Source organism: Myroides sp. TSA_177.3 (assembly GCF_052691955.1).
This window is the reverse complement of the sequence record NZ_JBQZGD010000002.1, coordinates 16,363-39,619: the sequence shown is the minus strand read 5'-3', so window position 1 is coordinate 39,619 and position 23,257 is coordinate 16,363. Positions and strand designations below refer to the sequence as shown.

Genomic DNA, 23,257 nt, shown 5'->3' with positions numbered 1-23,257 from the left:
CTATTAGATTTCAAGGGTTGTAAAGAATTGTCGCAACTGTTGAACAGTCACTTGATCTAGCACCAAATTGTATTTTTTTTCTTGTTTATTTTTGATTGTATAAGCAAATACATGCGGATGCAAGACATCATATAAAGACTTTAATTTAGGGGCTTGTTTGTCTTTAGCATACAAGGCTAAATGAACCAAAGTATGAATGCTAGTGGTTTGGGGTAAATAGCGCAAACGATGCAGAATGTAAATTTGTAATTTAACGATTAAACAAGTATGCAGATGATGTGTCGTAATAAACGTATCGTTTTGCGGATTTTTAAAATGGTGTTGGATCGTTTGGTTGATTTGCGTTAAATGCCCTTGATAACGTTGCATGAAATCACTGTAATCTTTCATCTGACTTTTATACCAATGAATAGTAGGATAATAGTCACTAGCATAAACCCTGTTTTTGGATTGAACCACTGTTTTGAAAAAATCAAAAAATTCATATACATATTCTTGAATATAAAAGCGAGAATGAGCCAGTAGAGTAAAGCTAATGTCCTCTTTGTTTGCTTCAATTTCCTGTAGAATCTTTTTTATTTCTTTGGATGGATCTTCTTTGGTAATCACCAGTAAATAAATGTGTTTTTGCTGTTTTGTTTGCTGTAAATAAAGAACTTCGTGAAACTGATAAATTTCCTCAACTTGATTGGTCCTTAGCAGGGGAGCTAGTTTTTCTTGGTACGTAAAAGGTTTCTTTTTTTGCTTGCTTCCTTTGCGTTTGCTTGGTATTCGTGTTGGTGATGCATCCATTTGCTCTAACACAAAAAGAACAATACGGTGGAGTTTCTTTTGAATTTTTTGAAGAGCAGTATTCCACATCGTATACGGAACATCTTCTATCTCTTGTGCCAAATCATCTAAAATATAGTACGCTTCCGCTTCACGCTTGACAAATAGTGTTTTCATTTTTGGTATAAGTTGTTCCAAAAGCAATAGTCGTTGGGTTAAAGTTGCTGCTGTTTGCGGTACACCGAGTAAAACAGTTTCCAAGACATCAATATCATAGGTCAATGACTTGAGCAATGCGTGGCTACTTCCGCGATAATTTTGTGCAATAAAATCACTACAATAGGAAGATAATAAAGCGTGTTTGTCTTGATAGAGCGCAATAAAGTTGCCAAGGGATTTAGGGACTGGTTGAGGGGGAGGAATTGCTGTTGTTTGATACATGATACGGCTGGGAAGTAAGCTAGTTTTGAATAGGGTATTGCCTATCGTCTGGTGATAGTTTAAATCCGCAGCGTCTAGTATAACAACAAGGAGCTGCTCTTCCTCTAACAGTGTTTGTTTATAAGCAGCAGAAAATAGAACATTCGTTTGAGCTTTATCCTGTACATACATCCATAATCCACGAAGGCTTGAAGATCCCCAAATGGGCCCTAGCCAAAGGGTGAATAATTGTTTTTCTTGAATAGAAATGCTTAACTGCTGAAGGAGTTCTTGCGAAAAATCTTGTTGGGATATGTTTTGCCAATCGATTCTCATAATAGTTTATTTTTTAGAAGGATTTATATTTGAATTTTGTAATAAAAATGATTTATATTTGAATTATTATAAATATAATTGATTATTTTTTATTGAATTTTCTGTATTTTTGCTATTTAAGTGTAAAATCAAATGTACGAACAAAGTTTTTTTCTACCATGAAAAATTACGTATAACGTTCGTGTATTTTTAGTAAATTATTTAGATATGGATAAAATTGAACGCCTCAATGAGGCTGTAAAGTGGATTATTTTTGAAGGGTTGGCTAAAAATCATACCGACCTTGCTCAAAAATTAGGGTATAAGAAATCTTCTTTTTCCCAAATAGTCAATGGAAAGGTGAATATCAGTACAAGCTTTATTAATCGATTGGTCACATTTGCTCCTATATTAAATCGCAAGTGGCTAGCAAATGGAGAAGGGAGTTTATTTATTTCACAACCCAAAACGATGCACGATGAAGCGCTGAAAGGACAGAAAAGGGGCATACATGTGTTATTTGAAAGTGAAGCGACGTATTTGACCAAAAGTAATGTGCCTGAAATTTTTTATAACAAGCGAGGGAATACTTTTACTTTTTACTCCGGGCGGAAAATAGATATGGAAGTTTTTAAAATTCCATTTACGGCGCATACGGTCTATATTGAAAAGTATCAAGATGTTCATTTGCTTCAAGATCACTTTGTGCGAGCAGAGTTTAGTGTGGATTATTTTGAGTTAGGTTATTATCAAGCATTTGAAGTAGTAGGGGACACAATGAACGGAGGTAATATTGAAGATACACCAAACGGAGCAGAAATTCTAGCGAAAGAAATTCCTAAGAATCTATGGGAGGGTGGTTTTAAAGCTACAAAGTACGGTTTTGTATTAGTAACCAAAGATCATATTCTTCATAAGGATATTACAGATTACAATCCGCAGAGTAGAAAATTGATCTTGTCTAGTCGCAATACCAGTTATGCAATTATGGAATGTGCTATGGATGATGTTGTTCAAATTTTTCACGTGATTAAACGCTTTTTTTAAAGGGTAAACTTATGATACAAAACATGAACGCAGTTCGTGTTTTGTAGTTATAGGGAGACAGGGAAAGGTCTACAAGTGTAGGTAATATTATAGTAATTTGTTAACAATTGAATAGCGAATAGCCTCAGCTATGGTATGCACCCGTAATTTCTCTAGAATCTTTTTACGGTGAAATTTAATTGTATCGGAGGTTAGATAAAGGCAAGAAGCTATTTCGTGTATCTTATAGCCTCTGATAGCATACTGTAAAATTTCCAACTCTCTAGGAGAAAGTTTAGGCTTGATCTCGGTTTTCCAGGTGTTGTGGCTTGAATCATACCTCCAAGTGGATGTACTGTTTAACTTAAATATCTTGCTATTTCCCATTTGATGTGCGGTCGATAGTGAGACAATACAAATAGATTTCCACAATTTCCCTGTTGTTGTTAAACAAAGTGGGGTTATCTCATGGTGAATCAAAAGGAGAGGGATTTGCCTGTGTTTCAGATGAAAATCACACGCTAAGGTATACTGTATTCGTTCTTCCATGGGAATAGCATACAAAAAATGAAATCCCGCTTCCGCTATTTTAATTAACATATTCCGATCCTGATCCGGAATACATTGGGTATAAAAGTCAAATCCCATTTTTTGTACTTCATAAACGGAATATCCACAGAGAAAAAGAGGGTTATCCGAAACATAATCAAATACTTTCTTTTGATGATCAATGATGTAAATGCTTTTATACGTCATTCTAGCTAACGCTTGTACAGCTTCTAGGTAGTTGGGAGCGCTTGCTTCCATTTCTTTCTGTTTTACTTCCATTTTTTTGTTTTTCTATAATTGATTAAAGGGGCTTTACTTTAAAAATAATAGAAAAGAATAGATGTAGAGCACTGATGTTTCTTAGTTGTACGTAATAGGAATGAAATATTTGAATCGTGATAGGATTAAAGGCTTGTAGGTATCTATACCGACTCTTATTGCGGGAAAGATACCTAATCCGTAGACTACTCCTAGGGGTAGTTTTTTGGTGTTGAGCTAAAAACTACCCTTAGGAGTAGTTGCTATTTAGACTCCCTTCTTTAATTTAGATTTTATTAATTAATGCACTGATTAATAGTGTTTTGTTTTTTAAAATTTAAATTAAAAATAGTTGGATTATGTATAATTTATCGCCTTGTTATTTTGTCTTTTTACTAATTCCTTGTTTGAGCTATGGTCAATCTTTTCAGCTACAAGGGCAAGTGGTGAATTCAAAACAACAACCGGTTGAATTCATGGATGTTTATCTCACCAGTAATACAAATTCAAATACGCCTCATGCGTATACGGATAGCTTAGGGAATTTTACTTTACAGGTGTTACATGGAAACTACACCTTACTGTTAATTGAATTCGGTAAGCAAAAATATAGCCAGGATTTGGTAGTAGCACAAGATATGAATTTAGGAAAGATTCAAGTGGATGAAGGTGTTTTATTGGATAGTATTACCATTACAGCGAAGAAAAAATTAATCGAGCGCAAGGTGGATCGCTTGGTCTTTAACGTAGAAAATTCGGTTTCTGCGAGCGGTGGTGATGCATTGGATGCACTGAAAGTAACGCCTAGTGTTCAAGTGAAGAATGATAAAATTGCATTGGCTGGTAAATCTAATGTGACGATACTTGTGGATGATAGGACTATTGTCCTTTCCGGAGAGGAGTTAATTCAATTTTTAAAAGGAATTACTAGTGATAATATTAAAAGTATTGAAGTAATAACAGTCCCACCTGCTAAATACAGTGCTGAAGGGGAAGGAGGATTGATTAATATAAAATTAAAAAAATCAGCACTACATAGTTGGAGTAACACAAGCAGAACATCTTATACCCAAGGAACTTATCCTTTGTTTTCTTTGGGAAATAATTTCAACTATCAACAAGGAAAATGGAGCTTTTTAGTTGATGTTTCCAAGCTGCAAAATAAGACAATTTACACCAATGATATGCAGTATTATTATCCAGAGGCCTATTGGAAGAATATGGTTTATAACCGAGTACACTACAATGGTTTTTCAAGTATAGTTAATATGGGATATGCCATCAGTGATAAGCGAAAAATCAATGTGCAATATATGGGTAATAGTGCAACACCGAAGATTGATGGAGAGGGAAATACACTGATTTACCAGCAAGAAAATGGGAGGTTAATAAACAGATTGCCTTCCGTTAGTCAAACAAAGAATAAGAATTACAACCATGCTTTTTCGGCATCCTTGGTTACCCAATTAGATACGTTGGGCAAAAAGTATACCCTAGACGCAGCTTATTTTGTGTACTTTACTGATAAAAAAAGTAAACAAACTAATCAAACACGGACAGGAGATAATGCGCTTATTAACACCACTTGGTTGAATAATAATAGTACACAACGGATTGAAAATTGGGCAACGCAATTGGATTTTGAGCTTCCCTATACTTGGGCAACTTTAGAATTTGGTGCAAAACTGAGTTTGACTAAAACGAATAACGCTCTTGCTATTACTATGGTTGAGGATCTACAACCTCTCAATCAACAAGTAGACCAATTTACTTATTGGGAAAATACACAAGCCTTATATTTCTCAGGCACTAAGTCCTTTGGAGAAAAATGGCAAGTCAAGGCAGGGTTACGCGCTGAGGCGACCCAAAATAAAGGCGATTCGTTTAGTATGGATCAAGTCCATAGAAATAAGTATAGCAAATTATTCCCAACCGTGTATGTTTCTTATCAATTAAGTGGTAATCATGACCTAATGCTGAAATATAGCAAGCGAATAGCACGTCCACCTTATGGAAATTTGAATCCAGCTCGATGGTATCTCAATACGACGTCTTATGAAGAGGGAAATCCTTTTTTACAGCCCGCTTTCAATACAAATGTCGAATTGTCTCATTCTTATAAAAAACAATTTACTACAACCTTGTCTTATACCCATACAACCAATGGATTCGGTCAATTAACCATTCACAATGAGGAACAGAATTTTCAGAAATTCGTTCGGCTAAACTATTATTCTGCTGCTATTGCCAACCTAAACTTCTACACCAGTATAGATGTAGTTCCGTGGTGGACCAATACATTGGAATTCAACACTTTTTATACGGAAACAAATATGCATACAATATACTTAAAACCGAAGTATAGCGGCTGGGGTGCTTATTTTATGAGTACAAGTAGTTTTACCCTCAATGCTGCCAAAACACTAACTGCTGAAATTAGTTATGAACAAGATTTTGCCTCCGAATATGCAGGAAATAAGGCAGGTGCCAATGCCAATGTAACCGCAGGAATCAAGTTGTTTCTATTAGACAAGAAGTTACAATGTGTATTAAATGCCAATAATATCTTAGGGACGGATCGAATGTTACTTTCAAATACCACTCAAAATGTATTTCAAACTTTCAAACAATATTATGACACACAGTATGTCCGATTCTCTATGTCTTATTCTTTTGGGAACAAAAATATTGCAGTAAAAAAACAAAATAGTAGTAATGAGGAGGAAAAGGAAAGGGTTAATTAAAAGACATAGTATTCACTACTGATGTTTTTTGTTCTTGGATGTAAAAACTACCCTTAGGTGTAGTGGCTAGAAAATCTAATTCATTTAATTTAGATAAAATAAATCATAATAAATTGACAATCATTTGCTTATGTTTGATTTTTATATGTTGATTGAAAAATAGTTCTATTATGTATAAAATACCCTTTAATTACTTTTTAATACTATTGCTCTTAGGTGATGGTGTGAGTTATAGTCAATCCTTTCGAATAGTAGGACAGGTAGTCAATGCAAAGACTCAGCCGGTTGAATTCATGGATGTCTATCTCACTACTAGCACAGCATCCAATATGCCTCATACCTATACCGATAGTTTAGGGAATTTTACGTTACAAGCTGAAAGGGGAAGCTATACGTTGACACTCGCTGAATTTGGCAAAGAAAAATACAGTCAAGTTATCGCGTTAACTCAAGATCTCAACTTAGGGCAACTCACAGTAGACGAAGGAGTAGTATTAGATAGTATTACTATCACAGCGAAGAAAAAACTGATCGAGCGCAAGGTTGATCGCTTGGTTTTTAACGTAGAGAATTCGGTTGCTGCAAGTGGTGGAGATGCTTTAGATGCACTGAAAGTCACTCCAAGTGTAAGAATTCAAGGAAACGAAATTAAACTTGCTGGTAAAAGTTCAGTCAGAGTACTTGTGAATGATAAACTTGTGCAGATAAACGGTGATGAACTTCAAAACTATTTGAAATCAATTCCCATAGCAAATATCCAAAAGATTGAGGTTATTACTAATCCCCCCGCTAAATATGAAGCGGAAGGTAATAGTGGACTGATTAGTATACAACTAAAGGAAGTAAAACAGAATAATTGGAGTGCTACCTTACGATCCTCGTATCAGCAAGCAACTTATGAAAATCTTTCTCATGGTATAGGAATGAGTTATAAAAAAAATAAATTCTCAGTATTAACAGATGTAAATTACCGTTACGGAAGGGATCTTTATATCAATGATATCAACTATTATTATCCTGTAGAACACTGGAATAATACTGTTTTTAATAGGAGCTATAGGCATATTTTAAGTACTCTGCTCAATGTGAAATACGATCTCACCGAAAAAAGCAGTATTGGAGTACAGTTTATTGGGGCATTTTCAGATAATTATACTGATGAATACAATAATAATTATAGTTATGCTGATAATGGATTAATGAAGTTTTTTAAAACTGATGGTGTTTCAAGGGAGAAACCTAAAAATGTCTCTATAAATTTAAATTATGACGTAAAAATAGGTGATAAGGGCAAAGGGGTTTCCATTGACGTAGATTACTTTAATTCTTTATCACCTAAGGATAACAATTTTACTTCCATTTTACAAAATTATATAGAACATACTAACGATAAACAGTCTGCAAATAATACTTCTGATCAGGTACTTAAAAATTATTCCCTGAAAACCGATTTCGACTTTCCTTATACATGGGTAAACATATCATTTGGGGCAAAAATCAGTTCCACAAAAATAGATAATATGGTAAGTGAAATTTTTTATGATGACATAAATAGTAACCCTATTTCTTCTCAGCGGGATTATTTTAGGTATGCTGAAAATACACAATCTCTGTATTTCAGTGTATCGAAGTCGTTTGGAGAAAAATGGGAGACTAAACTTGGGGTACGAGCTGAAAACACACAAACGAAAGCCAATTCTATTTCTATAAACCAAGTAGATAATAACGACTACTTCAAAGTATTTCCTACTGTTTATTTGTCTTATAAAGCAAATGATAACCATACTTTATCGGTAAATTTTGGTAGAAGAATTGGTAGACCTGGGTTTGGGGAGTTGAATCCAGCAAGGTGGTACATTAATTCTAAATCCTATGCTACAGGCAACCCATTTTTGCAACCTTCATTTGTTTACAACTATGAATTCAATTACGCTTATAAAGGATTTCTTAATTTAAATATGACGTATGCTGATATAAAAGATATTTCTGGTCAGTTAACTTATCATGATATTTTAAATGAATCACAGCTGTTCAAAAGGTTGAATTATGCTGATGGAAAGTATATGGGAGGTACAATAACGATTTCAGATTCCCCTTTTAAATGGTGGGAATCTTCAATTGATCTTTCTATAAGTTATGGAGAGTTTACCCTTATGTAGCTATCATGGCAAAAAGATATTCTGGCTGGCAAGGGTATATAGCAACAAATAATATCTTGACTCTCAATCAATCGAAGACTTTCTTTGTGTCAACTTATTATCAGTATAATTCTCCATCCAAGGTCGGTTATAATACGGCAACTTCTTCTTCAACATTAGATGTTGGATTCAAATACATTACGCTAGATAAAAAACTTACTATAGGTGTGATGTTTGAAGATGTTTTTAGAAAAAATTTTAGTATTTATCAAAACTTCTCTTCCGAAATTCTTCAGAATTTCAAGCAGTATTATGATACAAGATTATTTCGATTCTCGCTTAGTTATAAATTTGGAAATAGCAAGATAGTTGTAAATCAAAGAAATATTGGAAATCAAGAGGAGAAGAGGAGATCCAAATAAGTATTCGAAATTAATAAAGTATAGAGCACAATATAGAGAATTTAGATGTCTAGATATCGCTTTTATTAAAGCAAAAACTTTTTTTTAATTCCAAAAATAATTTATCATGGAAAACAAAAAACAAAAATTTCAAGAGTTAATTAAAAAAATGGAAACTCTTAAAGAAACAGAAAAAGGAAAACTAAGAGGAGGTTTCACGGTGCTTAGTTCTTCCAATCGTACAGGCTTACTTGATAACCAGCCAACAAATTATTTTCAATGTACATGTGATAACTACAAATGTAGTTAATGGCAACTAAAAATAAGGCTAGGAAAATTCATCTTAGCCTTATTAACTTTTTTAATTTATTTTGATATGAAAACAAGTTTCTATAATCATTTTTTTGAAAACGAAGGAAAAGTAATAGGATATAATGCTATAACAGATCATTTCTTGATCTTGGAGCCCATTCTATATGATTTATTTATTGCTGGATGGAGTGAAGGAAAAATTCATGAATTAAAGTTGATTCATGAAGATTTTTATAACATTTTAATTTCTAGGGGATTTTTGATTGAGGATTACGTAGATGAATTAGAGAATATAATTGCAATAAGTGATAAAACTGATTCAGATTATAGCTTGTTTGAAATGACCATTAATCCTACGATGAATTGTAATTTCAAGTGTTGGTATTGTTATGAAACACATATCAAAAAATCAAAAATGGATGAAGTTACTATACAGCGTGTTATTTCACTTGTAGATGAGGTTTTGCTAAAAAAGAGTACTACACTTAAAACTTTTCACCTACAGTGGTTTGGAGGTGAACCTTTGTTATATTTTGAAAAAACGGTACTACCTTTATTAGAAGAAATATATCCTAAATTTTATAAAACAGGTATCCAATTTATTTCTGGTTTTACAACTAATGGATTGCTAATTAATCAAAAAATGTTGGATCAATGTAAAAGGTTAGGTGTGAAAACTTTTCAGATAACCCTTGATGGTTATCGTGATAGACATAATCAAGTAAGGTTTGTTTCAAAAACTAAAGGGTCATATGATGAAATTGTTGCAAACATTAAATTATGTCTTCAAAATAGGTTTTATGTTGTTGCTAGAATTAACATTTCTGCGGAAACAATTTCCGATTTAGAAAAAATATTAGATGATTTTGCAGATATTGATAATGTAATGAAAGAATATCTTAATTTTTCCTTTCATGAGGTTTGGCAAGAAGAAAAAGATTTGGCTGTTGACATATCTCACATAGTTGAATTATTTAGGGATGCTAATTTTAAGTCATCTTATTTAGCAGAAAGTAATGCTTCAATTTATAATTCATGTTATGCAGATAAACCTAATCATGTAACAATTAATTACAATGGCGATTTATATAAATGTACAGCGAGGGATTATCTTACTGAAAATAGAGAAGGTGTTCTAGAATCTTCGGGTAGTTTAGTCTGGAATGAAAAATTTTATAAAAGAACTATTGAAACTCGTTTTAAAAATAAACCATGTTTGGAATGTAATATCTTACCAATATGTAATGGTGGGTGTTCACAGCATAGACTGGAAAATGAAAATAATGATTATTGTATACATGATTTTGATTACGAGAAGAAAATGCGAATTGTAAAAGAAAAGTTTTCCTCGCGTCTTCATTATAATAATCTTCATGCTACAAACAATCAATTTTTTCAGGCAATTATAAAAATAGATTTTGATAAAATAAAGAGGGATGAACCTATTATTTTTCAACAATCACTAAAAGAGTTTTTTGAAGCAGAACTATCTTCAGATAAATTAGATCCTTATTTGGAAACAAATAGTCTTTTTTCAAAGGCAGTGTATCAATTGCGTAGAGGTGATCTATCCTTTTTTTTGAAACAAGAGTCTTTTGTTTTAAATAAACTGAATCAACTAGGATGGGACATAGGGGGGAAAAACGTTTTTAATCTATACTATCTCCCAGCGAAAGCGTATTATTTCTATAAAATAAGAAGATTTGAAGAAGCAATTGATTTTACTCACCAATCTATTTTAAGTGATGATGTATTTTTAGACAGACATTTATTTCTGTATGGGCACAAAATACAACAGATACACAATTTAATTAGAATTAATTTTAGAATGGGATTATATGAAGAAGCTTGTAAGCTAACAAATGATGTGTTAAATCATCTAGTTTTTGGATACCATTTTGAGTATGAAGTTGGATGTTGGAAAGAAAGTTATAATCTTTTAGAAGATTTAGAGATGTTAGGAATGGTTTACCAAGTTTTTACAGAAACTGTTAGAACTATTGTTGAGGTTTCTTTTTCAAAATATGATGAAAAAACGTTATTTGAAATAGCATTCAAAGATTTATTAAGTGCTGAGAATGGATCTAAAATTAAGGAAATATCATACCTACTTACTTTTTTAGATTTCAAATCCAAAATATTTGGTAACATATTTATTGCTGAGGATATATTAGAAAAATGGCTTGACACTGGTTTGAAATCGGAATATGGTTATGAATATAAATCGCTATTGTTCAGTTTATATACATCATTAGGAATTAATAGCTATGAAGATAATAAGACACATTTTAAGCAATTGTACTCTAAGTAATGATCAACTTCACCCCCCAACACGACCAAATGGACTGTGGCCCTGCGTGTTTAGTCATGATTGCTGGACATTATGGAAAGAAGGTAAATATTCAATATATACGGGAACAGTGTTTTATTAGCAGAGAAGGAGTTTCTTTATTAGGTATTAGTATGGCAGCGGATAAAATAGGATTGGAAACCAAGGCGGTGAAAATCGATGTAAACCACTTGGAACAAGCCCTTTTGCCTTGTATATTGCATTGGAATCAAAACCATTTTGTGGTGCTTTACAACATATCTATCTCTATGTTGACTAAGCAAATCCATTATAAAATTGCAGACCCAGGATATGGGATGATTTCTTTGTCAGTAGAGAAATTTAAACATGCTTGGTTATCAGAAGGTGAAAAGGGAATTGCTTTGTTTGTTCATCCAACAGAAATTTTTCATGAACAACAAGTTATAAAACAAGAGAAACAAACACTTGCCTATGTTTGGCACTATCTAAAACCCTACCGCAAACAAGTATTTCAATTATTTGTTTTACTATTTTTAGGTACTTTGACGATGTTGTTTTTTCCATTTTTAACACAACAACTTATTGATGAAGGAGTCAATAAAGCTAATTTATCCGTAATCACATATGTGTTGATGGCTCAGCTAGCCTTTTTTTTGGGCAATATTGTGTTTAGTGTAGGTCGAAATTGGATCTTGTTAATTATGGGAACCCAAATCAACATTCAAATTATCTCCGATTTTCTAAAAAAATTATTGCAATTACCCATTAAGTTTTTTGATACTAAATTGATGGGAGATTTTAATCAGCGTATTCAAGATCATGAGAGAATTGAACAGTTTCTAACTTCGGATAGTTTGCTAACTGTTTTTTCAATGTTTACATTTTCTGTTTTCTTTGGGGTATTGTGGTACTATGATATTCAGATTTTAATTGTTTATATCAGTCTAACGATTATTTCTATTGGTTGGTCTTTGTATTGGATGAAAAAGAGAAAAATGTTAGATTATTTTCGTTTTCAACAACGCAGTGAGAATCAAGAAGCAATTTACGAAATTATCAATGGAGTTTCAGAAATGAAATTGAACCAACTAGAGGAAAGTAAACGAATCGAGTGGGAAGAAATACAACAAAAACTCTTCGTTATCAATAAGCGGATTTTAAAAGTAGATCAAGTGCAACTTTCTGGATTTGAATTTATCAACCAGTTTAAAAATATTGTGGTAACTTTTCTCACTGCTTATTTAGTGGTACATCAAGCAATGTCATTAGGAGCTTTACTCAGTGTTTCTTATATCATCGGACAAATGAACAGTCCGATTAATCAACTTATTGCATTTTTTAGGTCATTTCAAGATGCGAAGCTTAGTTTAGCCCGATTAAATGAAGTACAACATCATCCTATAGAAGAACAAGAGACATTAAAACCACTAATCGTGACAGAAGGAAAACAAGATAATGAGAAAAAAAGAGGAATATATTTAAATAAGCTTTCCTTTCAATATGAAGGACCTCAATCTCCCTATGTGTTGAAAAATCTTCACTTATTATTTCCAAAGGGTAAAGTAACCGCTATTGTAGGTGCCAGTGGAAGTGGTAAAACTACATTGATGAAGCTTTTATTAAAATTTTATGAGCCTACACATGGAACAATCTATTTTGATGAAGATTCTTTGACTGCACTTTCTCCTAGGAGTATTCGTGAAAATTGTGGTGTCGTTATGCAAGACGGTTTTATTTTTTCAGATACCATTGCACGTAATATTGCCACAAGTGATCAGGAAATGAATGAATCGAAACTAAGGCATGCTGCTCAAATGGCCAATTTAGACTTATTTATATCGGAGTTGCCTTTAGGATATCAAACTAAAATTGGTGCGGCAGGGAATGGCATTTCTGGCGGGCAAAAGCAGCGTATCCTAATTGCTCGCGCTGTGTATAAAAATCCTCATTATCTGTTCTTTGACGAGGCAACTTCTGCTTTAGATGCTGAAAACGAGAAGGTAATTCACGACAATTTACAAGTTTTTTTTAAAGGAAAAACCGTATTAATCATAGCCCATCGTTTGTCTACTGTAAAACAAGCAGACCATATTATTGTACTTCAACAAGGTCAATGTATAGAAGAAGGGAACCATCAAGCTTTAGTCGCTAAAAAGGGTACAAACTATAACCTTGTCAAGAATCAACTAGAATTAGGGAGTTAATAAGCCAAAAAAATGTGGTAGTTTTAACCTCTCAATTACAAGGTTTATTTGTACGATGCATATTGAATTTATACAAAAAAAAACGGTGACTGCGAACCAATGGTCAGGCGGGCAAACGAGAGAATATAGCATTCACCCTAAAACGGCGCTATATGCAGATCGAAAGTTTGCATTTCGCATTAGTAGTGCCACCATTGAAACTATTCCTTCTGAATTTACAAAATTTGAAGGATATCACCGTTATTTAGCGATGTTAGATGGCAAGCTAACCTTAACAATCAATGGTGTAGATCAGCATTATGAAAATCACGAGCTATTTACATTCAAGTCAACGGACACCATTACTTCCTATTCAAAAGGAACGGATTTTAATCTAATGCTGCAGGATACGATTGTCGATGAGGTCGTTGCTGTGCGTCAAGAATCCTTTCAAACGAATCAACCGTTTATTATGCTATTTGCATTAGCAGCGGGAGAAGTTGTGATTAATACCCAATCTTTTGAAATGCAACCGTGGGATTGTATCCTGATAACCAATGAGGAAGAGCAAACAGTAGAAGTACAAGTAAATCAACCGACTATTGTAGGGTATTGGTCGATGCCTGAAATAAAATAAAGAAGAAAAAGAAAAGTGGAGATACAACTAAGTAGAATCAAAGAAAAGTTAGCGAATATTGAACAATACGACGAAGATTTTGTTGTATTTGGTGCAGATTCGCATGAATATAAAGTAGGAGCGAGTGTCAATCTTCAGGAAGTAACAACTTTTGAACAAAAGTGTGGAATTAAACTACCCGAAGCTTATGTGGCATTTGTAACCCAAATAGGAAATGGAAACACAACAGAAAACGCCTATATGGGAAGTGCTGCGGGTCCTTATTATGGGATTTATCCTTTAGGGGATGGGCTAGAAGATCTCAATGCAGGGGATGTTAAGCGCTATTTGAGTTATCCTTGTCTATTAGATCCAGATATGACTGATAAGACTTGGACAACGTTAACGCAAGCCATGTATGATGAGGAGTTATCCGATGAGGCTTACGATGCAATTGTAGGACCTTTATTTGGTGGATTATTACCTATTGGCACGCAAGGATGTGCGATTACAACTTGTTTGATTTTAAATGGACCGCATAAAGGTAGAATTGTCTATCTCAATGATGATTACAAACCTGCATTTGCTTACGAAGCTGATTTTTTAGCTTGGTATGAGCGTTGGTTGGATGAAATTATTGCTGGGGATTTACTCGCAGAACAAGCCGGATGGTTTGGCTACAGAAGGGGAGGAACAAGTATTGATTTATGGGAGGCTTTTCGAACGGCTACCACAGAACAAGAGCAATTGGAATACTTGGATGGGTTAATTAGTAAAAAAGAAATAAGCGAACCTATTCTTCAAGGGGTGATAGAGACAATTCCTCAAGTGACAATTGTAGTAAGAAAGCGTTTGATTTCGATTTTAGCGAAAACAGCCTTTAATCGTGCAATCCCTTTTTTAGAAGAAGAAGTGGAAGCTAACTTGTTGTTTGTCTTGCAACAAATTCACTGGTATGGAACAAATGAAGCCTATTGGCTTCCTGTATTAGAAGCGTATAAAGATAAAATAGAAGAGGAAGAAACCTATCGTTTTTACAGCTATATTGCAATAAAAGCAACAGATAATTATGCGTATCTAATTGTACATGGATTAACGTCAAGACAAGCTGAAATTCGCAGTCAAGCTATTTATACGCTGGGTAAATTGGAAAATAAAGAAGCCTATATCGTTTCGTTTAAAGAAGCATTACAAGATGAAAATGAAAATGTGGTGTTGTATAGTTTACAAGCACTAAGAGGGATAATCGATGAAAGTTTACTGCCAGTATATCAAGCAGTGTACCACAAGTATAAAGACAGTGAGGAAGAGAATTACATCCTGACTAATCTAACGCATCGTTTAACAGAAATGAAATTAACCGTAGAAGATTTACAAGCCTAAAATGGAAGAAGCTAGAAAGAAAAGTATAGGAAAGTTTTTGTCTTTGATTTTACGCCATGAACCTAGTAAAATAGGAATTCAACTAGATGCAAATGGCTGGGCAAATATTGATGAATTAATTCAAAAATGTGGCAAGCACCGCGTGTCCTTTACTCGAAAAGAATTAGATGAAATTGTAGCAACTAATACAAAGAAAAGATATTCTTTGAATGAGGACCAAACGAAAATACGCGCCAATCAAGGGCATTCGATTGTGGTGGATTTAGAATTTACTCCACAAGTGCCACCAGTATACTTGTATCATGGAACAGCCGATCGTTTCTTACCATCGATTTACGAGGAAGGAATCAAAAAAATGAACCGCCAACATGTGCATTTGAGTCAAGATAAAGAAACCGCAATTGCCGTGGGCTCCCGTCATGGACGAGTTGTTGTATTAACGATTTTAGCAGGGAAAATGCAAGAAGATGGCGTATTGTTTTTCTGTTCTGCTAATGGTGTTTGGTTGACAGATTATATAGATAGCAAGTATATTTCTAAATAGGGGGATGGTTTATGGTGAACGGTGCCCAGTTGTTTTTTTGCTCTTTGTGAGGTTTGCTCTTTGTGAGGTTTGCTTTTTGTGAGGTTTGCTTTTTGTGAGGTTTGCTTTTTGTGAGGTTTGCTCTTTGTGAGGTTTGCTCTTTGTGAGGTTTGCTCTTTGTGAGGTTTGCTCTTTGTGAGGTTTGCTCTTTGTGAGGTTTGCTCTTTGTGAGGTTTGCTCATCGCCTCATCGTCCTACGTTCTCATCGTTTCACCCTCTCACCGCCTCACCTTCACACCCTCTCATCGCAAAATAAAAATCAAAATATACGTAATAACCAATGACTTAAGGGATAGGAAAGCAAAAGAATCTACCGATAGTTTTCGGTTTATGACGCTAAACCCCAAGGCAACAGGAAGTGCGTATAGCGCATAGTACATGGGAGTATACAAATGATTGTACACCCAGGTTGCCCATGGTCCCGTATGGGAACCCGTAATATAGGAAGCGCGAATAATCCACAGGATTAAATGAACAAAACAAAGGACGAAAATCGAAATATCAACGATTTTTGCCCATTTTATTCTATTTTTAGTTGAGTTGAGGTCTGTTTGCTCCATTAGCTAATTTCCAAGCAGTTTCAAATATAAATTGCGTTCTTTTGGTTAGAATAGGAAAATCTATTTTATCAAAAGTATCAGAAGGTAGGTGATAGTCATCATGCGTACCATTGTAAAAAAAGATTGCCGGAATATTGTTTTTAGCAAAGTTGTAATGATCCGATCGATAGTAAATTCGCTGTGGATCATTATCGTCATTAAAGGTGTAATCCAACATTAATTGTACCGATTCCTCATTGGCTTTTTCTGCTGTATCATGTAAATCCTGACTTAATTTATCCGACCCTACTAAAAAGATATAATCATCTGTTGAAGGATGTTCAGGGCTTCGTCTTCCAATCATGTCAATGTTTAAATTGGCAATGGTGTTAGACAATGGAATAGGTGGATTTTCGGTGTAAAATTTAGAACCAAATAAACCAAATTCTTCCCCTGTAAGATGGAGAAATAAGATGGAGCGTTTAGGTCGAATACCTTCCTTTACTAAAGATTGAAAAACACGTGCAATTTCCATTACCGCAGAAGTACCTGAACCATTGTCATCTGCGCCATAGTAAATTTTGTTTAGCAAAATACCCATGTGATCAAAATGAGCAGAAAGCACCAAAACCTCTTCTGGTTTTTCACTTCCTTCAATATATGCCCAAACATTTTCACTGTCTTTTAATCGCATTTGCCAATTGGTCATAAACGAGGCAGGAATTGGTTGAAAATAACTTGTAGTTTCTGGAGGCATTCCGATTCCCAATTTTTTATAGTAATTCGCCAAGTATTGAGCGGCTTTCTTTTGACCAGGTTCACCTGTGCGACGTCCTTCTAAACTATCCGCCGTTAAAACCAATAAACTTTGCTGAATCGAATCAGAAGAGATGCGCTTAAAATAAGCCTCTTCCGTCAATGTAGGTGGGTTTTGTACCACGGTTTGTGGGGATTGACATTGAACAAAGCCCAACGACAAGGCACTAAGGATAACTAGGATACTATATTTTTTCATAGGATATTCGATAGGATATGTATTGAATCACAAGTGATCAAAAATACTAATTATTTTCTGTTGTATAGGCATTTTCTGCGATTCCCTTTGTTTTTAAAAGGCGACTTCCAATTGTCTTTTTTATTAGTTGTGTTATATTTGTTGAAAACAAAGCAAAAACATGACGAAGGTAGTTTTTATTACAGGAGGATCATCTGGGATTGGTAAATCGATCGGTAACTTTTTACATGAAAAAGGATACAAAGTATATGGAACTAGTAGAAATCCAGAGCGTGTAACGACCTCCGTGTTTCCTTTAGTGCAATTGGATGTTCGCGATGAAGCTAGTATTGCAGAAGCTATTCGAACTGTAGTAGAGCAAGAAGGGCGTTTGGATATTCTAATTAACAATGCAGGTGTGGGAATTACTGGAGCAATTGAAGAAGTGCCTACTGCTGAAATTGTCAATAATTTTCAAACCAATGTATTTGGACCTATTGCGGTTATTAAAGCAGCTTTACCAACCATGCGCAAGCAAAAGACAGGATTGATTATCAATGTAACATCTATCGCAGGGTATATGGGGTTGCCTTTCCGTGGCTATTATTCTTCCTCTAAAGGGGCACTAGAATTGATTACGGAATCCTTGCGTATGGAGTTGAAACCATTTGGTATTGAGGTGACTAATGTAGCACCTGGGGATTTTGCAACGAATATTGCGGCAGGGCGTTATCATGCACCTGTGATTGAAAAATCACCTTATGAAGACGTGTATAAAATGTCGTTGGAGATGATGAATGAACATGTGGATGATGGGGGAGATCCGATTGAAATGGCACAAGCGATTTACAAAATTATCCAAACGCCAAAACCGAAGGTGCGTTATGTGATTGGAGCACCGATGCAGAAATTCTCTTTGTTTTTGAAAAAGATCCTCCCTGGTAAAACCTACGAAAAGCTCTTGATGAACCACTATAAAATTAAAGGCTAAAAAAGAAGAGTGAGGATGCCGGAAACGGGAATTAATATTGTATTTTTGACACACAACATAACAAATTTTAAGTTTTAAAATTATGAAGTTTTTTATTGACACGGCTAACTTAGATCAAATTAAGGAAGCAGAAGCGCTGGGGGTATTAGATGGAGTGACAACCAATCCTTCACTGATGGCTAAAGAGGGAATTACAGGTGCAGCAAACATTTTAAACCACTACAAATCGATTTGCGAAATTGTAGAAGGTGATGTTAGTGCTGAGGTAATTTCAGTAGATTACGAAGGAATGATTAAAGAAGGGGAAGAGCTTGCAGCCTTACACCCACAAATCGTTGTAAAATTACCAATGACAAAAGAAGGAGTAAAAGCTTGTAAATACTTTTCATCAAAAGGTATTAAAACAAACGTTACTTTAGTATTCTCTGCTGGTCAAGCTTTATTAGCTGCTAAAGCAGGAGCTACTTACGTTTCTCCTTTTATTGGACGTTTGGATGATATTTCAACTGATGGGTTAGTGCTTATTGAAGAAATTCGCCAGATTTATGATAATTACGGATATGAAACACAAATTTTAGCTGCTTCAGTTCGTCATACGATGCACATCGTGAATTGTGCAAAAATCGGAGCTGATGTAATGACAGGTCCTTTATCTGCAATCTTAGGATTGTTGAAACACCCTTTAACAGATAACGGATTAGCTCAATTCTTAGCTGATTACGCAAAAGGGAATCAATAACCTTTACAATACAAAACTTATTTACAAACATACAAACTAAAAAAAACCAACCTCAAAAGGGTTGGTTTTTTTGTTGATCTATTTTTGAGATTTCGATTTGTTCATTAAAAATAATATTCCAATAAGAATAAAACCAATCCCTGTGATTAAAGGAGGTTGCATACTCGCTTTAATTCCCAAGTAAATCATGTAGATTCCTAATAAGATAACGATAATAGCTAGAATACGATGCATAGAAGTGTTTTTTTGTGAGGGTTGTTTTTTGTGAAGTGGCTAGGCGATGAGAGGGTGAGATTGGTGAGGGAATGTCGACTTGTGAGGTTTGTTCTTTGCGAGGATTGTTCTTTGTGAGGATTGTTCTTTGTGAGGATTGTTCTTTGTGAGGATTGTTCTTTGTGAGGATTGTTCTTTGTGAGGATTGTTCTTTGTGAGGATTTCTTCGATTAAAGAAGAAATCCTCATCGTCTCATAATTCACACCCTGTATGTCACCCCGACAAAGGAGGGGTCGCATCCCGCGCTCACGCAACTGTGCTTTGTGAGGTTTGCTCTTTGTGAGGTTTGCTCTTTGTGAGGTTTGTTCTTTGTGAGGTTTGCTCTTTGTGAGGTTTGCTTTTTGTGAGGTTTGCTTTTTGTGAGGTTTGCTTTTTGTGAGGTTTGCTTTTTGTGAGGTTTGCTTTTTGTGAGGTTTGCTTTTTGTGAGGTTTGCTCTTTGTGAGGTTTGTATTTTGGAGGATTGTCGATTAAAGAAGAAATCCTCATCGTCTCATAATTCACACCCTGTATGTCACCCCGACAAAGGAGGGGGCGCATCCAGCGCTCACGCAACTGTGCTTTGTGAGGTTTGTTTTTTGTGAAGTGGCGAGGTGATGAGAGGGTGAGATTGGTGAGGGAATGCTGGCTTGTGGGATTTGCTGACGCCTAACCTCTCAATCTCACCTTCTCATCATACCCCATAACTTCTAACTCATAACCCCTAAGATATAAACGTCAAAAAGATATTCAAAATAAGTGCATTGATAATATCAATAAAAAAAGCTCCGACTAAAGGAATAATTAAAAATGCCTTATAAGAAGGACCAAAACGATTAGTTACCGCTTGAATATTCGCAACAGCCGTCGCTGTAGCACCTAATCCAAAGCCACAGTGTCCTGCGCTCAGTACAATGGCATCATAATCTTTCCCCATCCAGCGATAGGTAACATAAGCAGCAAAAAAGAGCATTAGGGCTACTTGGATTAAGAGAATCAGTAAAATAGGCAAGGCTAAATCTACAATGAGCCATAATTTCAATGACATCAAGGCACAAGCTAAAAAGATAGACAACCCTGTATTTCCGACAACGTCGATATTTCTGCTGTGTACTTTATATTTAAAGATATACGTTAAACTATTTCGAATGAGCAATCCAATAAACAAACACCAAACAAAAGTGGGTAATTTGAAGGAGTATTGCGTATTCCAATCCGCTAACCATTGCCCTAAAACCAAACAAATAGCCATCATAGTTACCGTATGCATCATGGTCGTATAGCTAATAGGAGAGAAGTTTTTAGATTTTGTAATATCCTGTGCTTCCTCTTGCTTTTCGATGGTTGCTGGATCAACTTCTTTGTAGTTATTTTTCTTCAATAGGCGGTATGCCAAAGGGCCTCCAATAGAACCACCAAAAATTAAACCGAATGTAGCACAAGCCATTCCGATTTCCTTTGCACCTAAAAGAGGATTTCCACTAACGGCAAAATCATCTGCCCATGCACCTGCGGTCCCATGTCCGCCCGTAAGAGTAATTGACCCTGCAATCAAACCAAATCTCAAATCCAAGTTAAGCACCTTCGCTAAAAGGACACCTAAGGAATTTTGACAAACGATAAATAAAGCAGCAATAACGAGAAAAATAACCAGTGATTTCCCGCCTTGTAACAGCTTAGAAAAATCAGCATTTAATCCAATAGAAGAGAAGAAAACAAGCATCATACTCTGTTGGATGGCCTCATTAAAGGTAAAATCAGTGCCTAAAAAAGAATGAGCACCCCAAGTAAATAAGGCGATAAGAAAACCGCCTACTACGGGTTCTGGAATATTATACTTTTGTAGCCAATTGACTTTTGATACAATAAAATGTCCTAATAAAAGAACAAAACAAGCTAACATTAAGGTTTCGTAAATTCCAAAATCCATATTGAGTATATTTAAGTTTTTTCCTCCTGTTCGTAAGGGAAACAGGGATACTTGATGCACAAATATAAGTAAAGATCAAGTGAGTTCGCACTATGTAAAATATTTTTTGCGTGTTTTTTAAGTATTTTATTTACGGGAATGTGAAAATATTTAAGTCTTTCATTTTATTAGGGCAGAGTGTTGAGAATTTAGCAATAAAAAAAATGCAGTAAAACTTTTTTGTAGTCTGTGTGAAATATCTATTTTTGCATATGCAACACAATGTACTTATTTTAGATTTTGGTTCGCAATACACACAGTTAATTGCGAGAAGGGTTCGAGAATTAAATATATTCTGCGAGATCCTGCCTTATAATGGTTTACCCGAGGATTTATCAGCGTATAATGCGGTAATTTTATCAGGAAGTCCTTATTCTGTTCGTTCACAGGAAGCTTTACATCCAGACCTTGCTCAGATTAAAGGTAAAATGCCTTTATTAGCAGTGTGTTATGGTGCGCAGTATTTAGCTCATTTCTTCGGTGGGGAAGTAGCTCCATCAGATACACGTGAATACGGAAGAGCGAATCTTGCTTTTATTGCAGAGGATCCTTTCTTAAAAGATATTCCACAAAACAGTCAAGTGTGGATGAGCCACAGTGACACCATTAAAGCATTACCTACCAATGCAGTTTTATTGGCAAGTACTGCGGATGTTACAAATGCAGCTTATAAAATTGAAGGAGAGCAAACGTATGCGATTCAATTCCACCCAGAAGTTTACCACTCAACAGATGGTGCTCAATTATTGAAAAACTTCTTAGTAGATATCGCTGGTGTAAAACAAGATTTTACTCCTGCTTCTTTCGTAGATGAGACTATTGCTGATTTACGTGCTAAAGTAGGAAATGAAAAAGTAGTTTTAGCTCTTTCTGGAGGTGTTGACTCTACCGTTGCTGCTGTTTTATTAAGTAAAGCAATTGGAGATAACCTACACTGTATTTTTGTAAATAACGGATTATTGCGTAAAAATGAGTTTGCTAACGTATTGACGCAATATGAAGGAATGGGACTAAACGTAAAAGGAGTAGATGCTTCTCAACGTTTTATGGATGCTTTAGCAGGACAAGAAGACCCAGAAACAAAACGCAAAACCATTGGACGTGTGTTCATCGAAGTATTTGATGATGAATCAAAATTGATTCAAGATGCTACGTTCTTAGGACAAGGAACAATCTATCCAGACGTAATTGAATCAATCTCTGTAAAAGGACCTTCAGCTACGATTAAATCACACCACAATGTTGGTGGATTACCAGACTTCATGAAATTGAAAATAGTAGAGCCTTTGCGTATGCTATTCAAAGATGAAGTACGTCGAGTAGGAGCTTCTTTGGGAATTGACCCTGAATTATTAGGTCGTCACCCGTTCCCAGGTCCAGGTTTAGCGATCCGTATCTTAGGAGATATCACACCAGAGAAAGTAAGTTTATTACAAGAAGTGGATGCTATCTTTATCAATGGATTAAAAGAACACGGATTATACAATTCAGTTTGGCAAGCAGGAGCAATCTTATTACCTGTAAACTCAGTAGGAGTTATGGGAGATGAAAGAACATACGAAAAAGTAGTAGCGCTACGTGCAGTTGCCTCTACAGATGGTATGACTGCAGATTGGGTACACTTACCATACGAGTTCTTAATGGAGATTTCAAATAAAATCATCAATAGAGTAAAAGGGGTAAACAGAGTGGTATACGATATCAGTTCTAAACCACCTGCAACAATTGAATGGGAATAAAATTAGAAAAATAAATAAGTCGCTG

Annotated in this window: 19 protein-coding genes; 13 read left to right on the top strand and 6 right to left on the bottom strand. The window is 35.0% G+C overall.

Going from position 1 to position 23,257, the window contains the following annotated elements; all coding sequences use genetic code 11:
- Positions 1–3: 3 nt before the first annotated feature.
- Positions 4–1,527 carry a hypothetical protein gene (locus ACUTSE_RS02245; protein WP_445639069.1) on the bottom strand — a complete coding sequence of 508 codons (1,524 nt, stop codon included), beginning with the start codon at positions 1,525–1,527 and terminating at the stop codon, positions 4–6.
- 207 nt (positions 1,528–1,734) lie between these two features.
- Here ACUTSE_RS02245 and ACUTSE_RS02240 point away from each other — a divergent pair, with 207 nt between their 5' ends.
- Positions 1,735–2,553, top strand: a complete 819-nt coding sequence (locus ACUTSE_RS02240; protein ID WP_445639068.1) for a hypothetical protein — start codon at positions 1,735–1,737, stop codon at positions 2,551–2,553.
- Between the two features lie 87 nt (positions 2,554–2,640).
- Here the strand turns inward: ACUTSE_RS02240 and ACUTSE_RS02235 are convergent, their stop codons facing one another.
- On the bottom strand, positions 2,641–3,360 hold the full coding sequence (locus ACUTSE_RS02235; protein WP_445639067.1) for a response regulator transcription factor: 720 nt from the start codon (positions 3,358–3,360) through the stop codon (positions 2,641–2,643).
- A 338-nt stretch (positions 3,361–3,698) separates the two neighbouring features.
- Here ACUTSE_RS02235 and ACUTSE_RS02230 point away from each other — a divergent pair, with 338 nt between their 5' ends.
- The 9 genes from ACUTSE_RS02230 to ACUTSE_RS02190 all read left to right on the top strand — a co-directional run bounded on the left by ACUTSE_RS02230 (position 3,699) and on the right by ACUTSE_RS02190 (position 15,971).
- A complete protein-coding gene (locus ACUTSE_RS02230; RefSeq protein WP_445639066.1) occupies positions 3,699–6,083 on the top strand; it encodes an outer membrane beta-barrel protein in 2,385 nt (794 codons plus the stop codon).
- Positions 6,084–6,253: 170 nt separating this feature from the next.
- Positions 6,254–8,242 (top strand): TonB-dependent receptor domain-containing protein, encoded by a 1,989-nt coding sequence (locus ACUTSE_RS02225; protein WP_445639065.1) that lies wholly within the window; start codon positions 6,254–6,256, stop codon positions 8,240–8,242.
- A gap of 5 nt (positions 8,243–8,247) precedes the next feature.
- Positions 8,248–8,643 (top strand): outer membrane beta-barrel protein, encoded by a 396-nt coding sequence (locus ACUTSE_RS02220; RefSeq protein ID WP_445639064.1) that lies wholly within the window; start codon positions 8,248–8,250, stop codon positions 8,641–8,643.
- A 106-nt stretch (positions 8,644–8,749) separates the two neighbouring features.
- Positions 8,750–8,932: a hypothetical protein gene (locus ACUTSE_RS02215; RefSeq protein ID WP_445639063.1), complete on the top strand. Its 183-nt coding sequence runs from the start codon at positions 8,750–8,752 to the stop codon at positions 8,930–8,932.
- 66 nt (positions 8,933–8,998) lie between these two features.
- Positions 8,999–11,245 carry a radical SAM protein gene (locus ACUTSE_RS02210; RefSeq protein WP_445639062.1) on the top strand — a complete coding sequence of 749 codons (2,247 nt, stop codon included), beginning with the start codon at positions 8,999–9,001 and terminating at the stop codon, positions 11,243–11,245.
- The gene (locus tag ACUTSE_RS02205) at positions 11,245–13,449 is read left to right on the top strand and encodes a peptidase domain-containing ABC transporter (protein WP_445639061.1); all 2,205 of its coding nucleotides are present in this window, start codon (positions 11,245–11,247) and stop codon (positions 13,447–13,449) included. Before ACUTSE_RS02210 ends, ACUTSE_RS02205 begins: the two co-directional genes overlap by 1 nt.
- Before the next feature lie 85 nt (positions 13,450–13,534).
- Positions 13,535–14,065, top strand: coding sequence for a HutD family protein (locus ACUTSE_RS02200; RefSeq protein ID WP_445639060.1), 531 nt, complete (start codon positions 13,535–13,537; stop codon positions 14,063–14,065).
- A 15-nt stretch (positions 14,066–14,080) separates the two neighbouring features.
- Positions 14,081–15,427, top strand: a complete 1,347-nt coding sequence (locus tag ACUTSE_RS02195) for a HEAT repeat domain-containing protein (RefSeq protein WP_445639059.1) — start codon at positions 14,081–14,083, stop codon at positions 15,425–15,427.
- Between the two features lies 1 nt (position 15,428).
- Positions 15,429–15,971, top strand: coding sequence for an RNA 2'-phosphotransferase (locus ACUTSE_RS02190; protein ID WP_445639058.1), 543 nt, complete (start codon positions 15,429–15,431; stop codon positions 15,969–15,971).
- A gap of 281 nt (positions 15,972–16,252) precedes the next feature.
- Here ACUTSE_RS02190 and ACUTSE_RS02185 read toward each other — a convergent pair whose 3' ends face one another.
- Both ACUTSE_RS02185 and ACUTSE_RS02180 read right to left on the bottom strand, forming a co-directional pair.
- Positions 16,253–16,570, bottom strand: a complete 318-nt coding sequence (locus tag ACUTSE_RS02185) for a hypothetical protein (RefSeq protein WP_445639057.1) — start codon at positions 16,568–16,570, stop codon at positions 16,253–16,255.
- Positions 16,542–17,564 (bottom strand): M28 family metallopeptidase, encoded by a 1,023-nt coding sequence (locus ACUTSE_RS02180; protein WP_445639056.1) that lies wholly within the window; start codon positions 17,562–17,564, stop codon positions 16,542–16,544. The genes ACUTSE_RS02185 and ACUTSE_RS02180 overlap by 29 nt, the downstream gene beginning before the upstream one ends.
- A 160-nt stretch (positions 17,565–17,724) precedes the next feature.
- On the opposite strand from ACUTSE_RS02180, the gene ACUTSE_RS02175 reads away from it, so the two are divergent.
- Together ACUTSE_RS02175 and fsa are read left to right on the top strand one after the other, a co-directional pair.
- The gene (locus tag ACUTSE_RS02175) at positions 17,725–18,534 is read left to right on the top strand and encodes an SDR family oxidoreductase (protein WP_002985184.1); all 810 of its coding nucleotides are present in this window, start codon (positions 17,725–17,727) and stop codon (positions 18,532–18,534) included.
- A gap of 82 nt (positions 18,535–18,616) precedes the next feature.
- Positions 18,617–19,273: a fructose-6-phosphate aldolase gene (gene fsa, locus ACUTSE_RS02170; RefSeq protein WP_445639055.1), complete on the top strand. Its 657-nt coding sequence runs from the start codon at positions 18,617–18,619 to the stop codon at positions 19,271–19,273.
- A gap of 78 nt (positions 19,274–19,351) precedes the next feature.
- Here fsa and ACUTSE_RS02165 read toward each other — a convergent pair whose 3' ends face one another.
- Together ACUTSE_RS02165 and gltS are read right to left on the bottom strand one after the other, a co-directional pair.
- Positions 19,352–19,507 (bottom strand): hypothetical protein, encoded by a 156-nt coding sequence (locus ACUTSE_RS02165; protein ID WP_445639054.1) that lies wholly within the window; start codon positions 19,505–19,507, stop codon positions 19,352–19,354.
- A gap of 741 nt (positions 19,508–20,248) precedes the next feature.
- Positions 20,249–21,454, bottom strand: coding sequence for a sodium/glutamate symporter (gene gltS / locus ACUTSE_RS02160; protein ID WP_445639053.1), 1,206 nt, complete (start codon positions 21,452–21,454; stop codon positions 20,249–20,251).
- 251 nt (positions 21,455–21,705) lie between these two features.
- On the opposite strand from gltS, the gene guaA reads away from it, so the two are divergent.
- Positions 21,706–23,232, top strand: coding sequence for a glutamine-hydrolyzing GMP synthase (guaA, locus tag ACUTSE_RS02155; protein WP_002985175.1), 1,527 nt, complete (start codon positions 21,706–21,708; stop codon positions 23,230–23,232).
- Positions 23,233–23,257: the final 25 nt, after the last annotated feature.

Coding starts and splice junctions, on each gene's coding strand:
- ACUTSE_RS02245 (WP_445639069.1), bottom strand. CDS start 1,527: ATGAGAATCGATTGGCAAAACATATCCCAACAAGATTTTTCGCAAGAA.
- ACUTSE_RS02240 (WP_445639068.1), top strand. CDS start 1,735: ATGGATAAAATTGAACGCCTCAATGAGGCTGTAAAGTGGATTATTTTT.
- ACUTSE_RS02235 (WP_445639067.1), bottom strand. CDS start 3,360: ATGGAAGTAAAACAGAAAGAAATGGAAGCAAGCGCTCCCAACTACCTA.
- ACUTSE_RS02230 (WP_445639066.1), top strand. CDS start 3,699: ATGTATAATTTATCGCCTTGTTATTTTGTCTTTTTACTAATTCCTTGT.
- ACUTSE_RS02225 (WP_445639065.1), top strand. CDS start 6,254: ATGTATAAAATACCCTTTAATTACTTTTTAATACTATTGCTCTTAGGT.
- ACUTSE_RS02220 (WP_445639064.1), top strand. CDS start 8,248: ATGGCAAAAAGATATTCTGGCTGGCAAGGGTATATAGCAACAAATAAT.
- ACUTSE_RS02215 (WP_445639063.1), top strand. CDS start 8,750: ATGGAAAACAAAAAACAAAAATTTCAAGAGTTAATTAAAAAAATGGAA.
- ACUTSE_RS02210 (WP_445639062.1), top strand. CDS start 8,999: ATGAAAACAAGTTTCTATAATCATTTTTTTGAAAACGAAGGAAAAGTA.
- ACUTSE_RS02205 (WP_445639061.1), top strand. CDS start 11,245: ATGATCAACTTCACCCCCCAACACGACCAAATGGACTGTGGCCCTGCG.
- ACUTSE_RS02190 (WP_445639058.1), top strand. CDS start 15,429: ATGGAAGAAGCTAGAAAGAAAAGTATAGGAAAGTTTTTGTCTTTGATT.
- ACUTSE_RS02185 (WP_445639057.1), bottom strand. CDS start 16,570: ATGGAGCAAACAGACCTCAACTCAACTAAAAATAGAATAAAATGGGCA.
- ACUTSE_RS02180 (WP_445639056.1), bottom strand. CDS start 17,564: ATGAAAAAATATAGTATCCTAGTTATCCTTAGTGCCTTGTCGTTGGGC.
- ACUTSE_RS02175 (WP_002985184.1), top strand. CDS start 17,725: ATGACGAAGGTAGTTTTTATTACAGGAGGATCATCTGGGATTGGTAAA.
- fsa (WP_445639055.1), top strand. CDS start 18,617: ATGAAGTTTTTTATTGACACGGCTAACTTAGATCAAATTAAGGAAGCA.
- ACUTSE_RS02165 (WP_445639054.1), bottom strand. CDS start 19,507: ATGCATCGTATTCTAGCTATTATCGTTATCTTATTAGGAATCTACATG.
- gltS (WP_445639053.1), bottom strand. CDS start 21,454: ATGGATTTTGGAATTTACGAAACCTTAATGTTAGCTTGTTTTGTTCTT.
- guaA (WP_002985175.1), top strand. CDS start 21,706: ATGCAACACAATGTACTTATTTTAGATTTTGGTTCGCAATACACACAG.